Raw genomic sequence first — 5,381 nt, 5'->3', positions numbered from 1 at the left:
GAGATTGCTTGAAGTCCAGCATCTCCGTGCCACAGGTGCCACAAGTCCTACTACGCCGGTTCCTACATCCGACTACAGTTATACGGCGCCGGCAGGCGAAAATATTTCTTATGTGTTAATCCACGCGAGTTATTACGTCGTGGTGGATGAAATTGACTGGGGTAACCAATCTCATGTTTCCTCTCTGCAAAGTGCCATGCTTGCCAGCCAGGAAGCCACAGATCATCACGATATTCTGGCTCTTGCTCAGATTGACGATTCCCATAAATCAACTGCAGCGGTCGATATGACAGATCATGTGCAGAATACCCTTCATCTGACACTGAACGACATTCTCAGCGAAGCCCATCCGAATCTATTTTCGCAGGACGGCAAGCAACAGCTGGCCGTGACGGGCGATCAGGGTGATGTGGTTGAGCTGAAAGTCGAAGGTCTGGCACACAACACCTGGCACGATAGTGGTGTAGTGACAGCCGGTGGCATTCAGTACGAAGTCTATCAGCATGCAAGCAGTGACGTTGAGTTGCTGGTTCAGCACGGTCTGGAGCTGCATCAGATCGCCTAATCCTTGACGTGTTATTATCTTAATCCATCCCCGACTTCGGTCGGGGATATTCATAATTTACATCCATGATCCATGTTTATTGCCCCACGCCGCCAAACTGCTGTTCACCTTCGCTTACGGCTGATTAAGTGCTGCCAGATTCATTTTCCCCAGTGATCTTGACCTGCTATATCCAGACAGATTTTGTCGCTAAGTGGAGTGACCTCGTTTCCCTAGACAGTTCCTGTCCTCACGGTAAGGCCTTTTCGAAGACCTCAGGGCTAACACCACCGAGATGACTGTGGCGTCGGGTTCGGTTGTAGAATACTTCGATGTAATCGAATATATCCGCCCGGGCCATGTCCCGGGTTTTATATATTCTCTTTCTGACACGCTCTTTTTTTAGTGAATTGAAGAACGATTCTGCCACAGCATTATCCCTACAGTTGCCACGGCGACTCATGCTCGGGGTCAGATTATTGCCCCGGCAGAACCGCTGCCAGTCATCACTACCGTACTAGCTGCCCTGATCGCTGTACACCATCACGCTTTCGGCAGGTTTACACCGCCAGTCGGCCATCAGCAGCGCATCCAGTGCAAGTTCACGCGACAGCGTCGGTTTCATTGACCAGCCCACCACATTACGGGCAAACAGATCGATGACCACGGCCAGATATAGCCAACCCTGCCAGGTACGTAGTAGAGTAAGAGGCAGGGCATAGTCGGACTATTTCCCTGCCTCTCCTCCCCGAACCGGACGTGCACCTTTCAGCGCATCCGGCTCTCCATTTAAACGCTGGCGAACGCCATTACCACTTCAGTGTAGCGCGATGTATAAGTGTTTCTGGTTTCCGTCCTCAGATAGGGATTACCTTCGGGTAACCACCATGCGATGTTACGGTGATAATCAGCTGTAGGTTCAAATGCAGCGATAATATCTTCATGGGGTGAAGCGGTAAGCGCAAGCAGTCGGTTGAACCCTTCCAGGGTATTTTCAATACGCAGGTAGGATGTTCGTCCATCCGGGTGCCGAATTTTTGCATCGTGATGTTTTTTAGCGATATCCAGGGCAATCAGAGTCCCCGACACACTGATGTTAATAACTAAAGTGTTCATTGATTTTCTCCACTTGTGACAGACACAGACATTACAAGTTGTAGAAAATAGCTGACTTAAACGCTAGCTGGATGCACTCAATAGGTATCATGGCTCTGAATTTGCAGGAAACATGCTGCGTTGTATCTAATCCTGGGGGCAGGTCACTGCCATTATCTCTTCGAGATTATACAGGCTAAGGGAGTAGGCCAGATACCAGCGAACACACTGAGCGATGATATCAACGGGATAATGCAGGCGTTTGAAAGCATTTCGGGTCAGGGACATGGGCAGGCAACATCATAAAAAAAACAGCATGTTACCTGATGAGCCGCTTAATGCGACAGAAATCTATATTCAGCATCACTTTGACTAAATTATTTTTAATAAAAAACGAAGAGGTTTAATATTAATGATGTATTCCCAAATATTATGAAGATCAACTATTCCAGCCTGAGATAGAATTGCAACAGTGACCACAAGCGTAGAGAAAGTAATAATTAGCATCAAGCGTAAAATGTTTTTTTGTATTTTTACATACTGAGAGTTCCTCCTTTCCTCTTTTTCGTGTTCGACGACTGTTGTTATTGATTTACCTTGAACATAATAGCGTTCATCCTTTTGTGTTAAATCCTCTGTTATGACCAACGACTGCAAAATTAAAGTCACTTTTCTGCGAAATTCTTCATTGCGAATATGTTTATACCAAAGTTTACCATAAAGCATATCGATGATGTCGGTTATTCTCATACCTGCATGTGGGTGTGAAGGTTTTTGCCAAATGTATTCTTTAATCATAAGGTTAAGTAACGCTATTCTATCACGACTTTTAACTTCTCTTTTTGCGTAAAAATCCGACGTTAATCGCCCCCTTATACGATCTAAAAGGTTTTTTGCGTAGGTAAACCTAGTGTACTGATTTATATAAAACGATGTTATTGAATAAAATAAAATCGACCCATTGCGCCGGTAGTGAATGATTTCCGATTCGAACTCATTTATTTTTGAAACAGGAACAATGGATGTCTTAGACCACGTTTGAACTGCTGAGTCCCATTGCTGTAAAACCACTTCTTCATTTTCATAACCAGAAAGGATAAAGCGTGCTCTAGTGATATCATAAAAATAAACCATGTAATAATTATAAGGATCTCCTTTGTTTATAGAGTGAGTGATGAATAATGGGAGGAGTTTCTTCCATAAACTTATCTTCTTCTTGGATACATACCGAACATCCATAAGGTTTACTCCTAGATTAACTAGTCGAAGGGCATTAAAAAGCTCAGGTTTGAATTGTTGAGATGAAGCATTCTCAAATACTATAGTCAAGAATTGACATTCTCATCAGAACCCATAGTAGCTGCGATCAGATAAAACCTGCCAGAGTGTCCCGTACATACGGATAAGCGGTGATATATTGCGTATCCCTGTAATTATAGCTTTCAGCCTTGAAATTATTTAGTTCCTTGTCTATTACTTGACTTTAGTTATAAATTGTTGTTTACCCTATGGTTTGTCGCAAACAGAGTAATTATAAAATCGCTTATGGCAAGCACAGTTTATTCCCGTTATGGGGATTCTGACATTTGAGCCAATCATGAAAAAATTAGCGTAATTCTGGCATTGGCTCTTGCAGGTCTGATCTCCACCAGCGCTTTTTCCGCTCAGATGATGAAAAAATCGGAGTTTAAAAAAGTGGAATCCCAGTACACCAAACTCGGCTCTGTGAGCACCTCGAACAAAACGTCTCAATCTGGCGCAATCGAAAACCTTTCCAAGCAGGCTGATAAGAAAGGCGGCGACGTCTTCGTATTAACCTCAGGCAACACAAATAACAAAATCCACGGCACTGCTGCCCCCTATAAGAAAAAATGAGTAAGAAAAATAAGTCTGCCGCAGCGCAGTAATTTTAAGCATTAAACAAAAAGTCCATTTTGATTCGGGCTTGTTGTTGGGCTTTTTCGTCCCCTTAACGCAATACAAAATCAAAGGGCATCCTGCCCTGCCATCAGAAGCGGATTGTTATCCCGACCGTGCCGCTCACAACATTGGAAATCTGACTTTTCGAGGCGCCGTTCTGGTAGCTTTTACACACTTCGGTATACGCCTGCACTTCACTGGTCGCCGACGTTGTTGCTGGTATTCACGTAGGTGGTGGTGTCACTGCCGTCTGACAATTCCTGCCACGAGTTAACCCGCACATACGGCTTCACGGTGCCGTGTTCGGTGTCATATTGTGTCGTCAGACGCACGCCGAGGTGACCAATTACCGCATCGTCCGCACTGACTGAGGCACGGGTTTTGGCATCGCCCGGAATTATCACGCTGTCGAAATCACTGTGCTGCCAGATAAGCTGCGCCAGCGGTTCCAGCGCCCAGCTGATATGGTGGTCAAGTATTCAACGCGTTGATCATGTTATAAAATCACGCTTTTTGCAGAGTGCATTTGATGGCTAAAGTTGACGTAAAATGCCCTTTTTGTTAGCAAACCGAATCCGTTAAAAAACATCGTCAGGGTAAAACCGGGCATCAGCGCTATCGCTGCCAGTTATGCCGCCGTACTTTCCAGCTCGACTATACCTATCGTGCCTGTCAGCCCGGAATGAAAGAACAGATTGTCGATCTTGCAATGAACAATGCGGGCATTCGTGACACCGCCCGAGCGCTAGATATCAGTATCAATGCCGTTGTTCGCACCTTAAAAAACTCTCGCCGCGATGTGTAACTACACTCCCACTGGACAATCTCCAGATTCAGATTATTTGCTAACTTCATGAAATATAGCAATTTATTGTCAATAAGAAGCAACAAAGCTGGCTGTGGTATGCATGGGAGCCTCGTCTCAAACGCATTATTGCCCATGCTTTCGGGGGCCGGAGTAGAAAGACGCTGCGTAAATTACTGGGGTTACTGTCGGGCTTCAATGTTGCCTTCTGGTGAACAGATAACTTCAGCGCTTATGAACTGGTGCCGGGTAAAAATCACATCACAGGCAAGCTTTACACGCAACGCATTGAGCGAAAAAAACTGAATCTTCGTAAACGGTTAAAACGACTCAATCGCAAGACTCTCGGGTACTCAAAATCAGCAGAAATGCATGATCAGGTAATCGGTACGTTCATCGAGAGTGAGCATTACTTACAATAACCGGATCTCCATATTGAATACGTGACCCCCTGTACTTTTTCAGCATGAATTACAGCTATAAATTTTGAGCCTGACTTCACAGTGTTGATAAAAATCTCAGGCAGCGAAATCTTAGGCCCCCATTCTCTCTGTTCAAAATACTCAGAGCCCTTGACGCATGATTTGCTTTGTTAAATTTAAAATTAAACAAAGAAAATCATTGCCTATTATTAAAATAAGGCATGATCGTCCGTTCATATTTCACAGGGGGAATTGATCATTTCATAGTTTGAAACTTGATCATTACCTTTTAATTCAAAATGTAATGTTACGCCTCAAAACTTGACTATACTCAATTTGCCTTAATCCCTGCCCCTAATGAACGGAGTGACCACCATGGTTGACAAAGTATCTTTCAGGCGAACGATGGTTGCCAGCATGCTCGCACTGATATCAAGTGCTGCAGCGGCAGCAGATCCCCAGCCTGCAGCGGGATCGCCTGAAAATGCCCCCAAACAAGACAGCTCTAAACCCAATATTGTTGTGATTTTTGGCGATGACATTGGTTACTGGAATTTAAGTACCTATAACCAGGGAATGCTTGGATATAAAACGC

General features: G+C 44.5%; 3 protein-coding genes and 7 pseudogenes. 4 read left to right on the top strand and 6 right to left on the bottom strand.

Features of this window, described 5'->3' with window-relative positions:
* A pseudogene (locus tag J1784_RS00580) lies at positions 1-565 on the top strand (hypothetical protein); the annotation flags it as partial.
* A 229-nt stretch (positions 566-794) separates the two neighbouring features.
* Here the strand turns inward: J1784_RS00580 and J1784_RS00575 are convergent.
* The 5 genes and pseudogenes from J1784_RS00575 to J1784_RS00555 all read right to left on the bottom strand — a co-directional run.
* Positions 795-1,253: pseudogene (locus J1784_RS00575) on the bottom strand (IS3 family transposase); the annotation flags it as partial.
* A gap of 80 nt (positions 1,254-1,333) precedes the next feature.
* Positions 1,334-1,432: pseudogene (locus J1784_RS26690) on the bottom strand (reverse transcriptase); the annotation flags it as partial.
* Positions 1,424-1,660: pseudogene (locus J1784_RS00565) on the bottom strand (IS110 family transposase); the annotation flags it as partial. The pseudogenes J1784_RS00565 and J1784_RS26690, both read right to left, overlap by 9 nt.
* A 147-nt stretch (positions 1,661-1,807) precedes the next feature.
* Positions 1,808-1,927: pseudogene (locus J1784_RS00560) on the bottom strand (IS6 family transposase); the annotation flags it as partial.
* 84 nt (positions 1,928-2,011) lie between these two features.
* The gene (locus J1784_RS00555; RefSeq protein ID WP_217147613.1) at positions 2,012-2,968 is read right to left on the bottom strand and encodes a hypothetical protein; all 957 of its coding nucleotides are present in this window, start codon (positions 2,966-2,968) and stop codon (positions 2,012-2,014) included.
* A gap of 285 nt (positions 2,969-3,253) precedes the next feature.
* Here J1784_RS00555 and yahO point away from each other — a divergent pair, with 285 nt between their 5' ends.
* Positions 3,254-3,514 carry a DUF1471 family periplasmic protein YahO gene (yahO, locus tag J1784_RS00550; protein ID WP_420803938.1) on the top strand — a complete coding sequence of 87 codons (261 nt, stop codon included), beginning with the start codon at positions 3,254-3,256 and terminating at the stop codon, positions 3,512-3,514.
* Positions 3,515-3,753: 239 nt separating this feature from the next.
* Here the strand turns inward: yahO and J1784_RS00545 are convergent, their stop codons facing one another.
* Positions 3,754-3,963: an autotransporter domain-containing protein gene (locus J1784_RS00545; protein WP_420803937.1), complete on the bottom strand. Its 210-nt coding sequence runs from the start codon at positions 3,961-3,963 to the stop codon at positions 3,754-3,756.
* A gap of 125 nt (positions 3,964-4,088) precedes the next feature.
* On the opposite strand from J1784_RS00545, the pseudogene J1784_RS00540 reads away from it, so the two are divergent.
* Positions 4,089-4,786, top strand: a pseudogene (locus J1784_RS00540) (IS1 family transposase).
* A gap of 375 nt (positions 4,787-5,161) precedes the next feature.
* Positions 5,162-5,381: pseudogene (locus tag J1784_RS00535) on the top strand (arylsulfatase); the annotation flags it as partial.

Source organism: Rahnella ecdela, from assembly GCF_019049625.1.
Taxonomy (GTDB): domain Bacteria; phylum Pseudomonadota; class Gammaproteobacteria; order Enterobacterales; family Enterobacteriaceae; genus Rahnella; species Rahnella ecdela.
The sequence above is the reverse complement of the archived record's forward strand: the minus strand, read 5'-3'. Positions and strand labels throughout refer to the sequence as shown.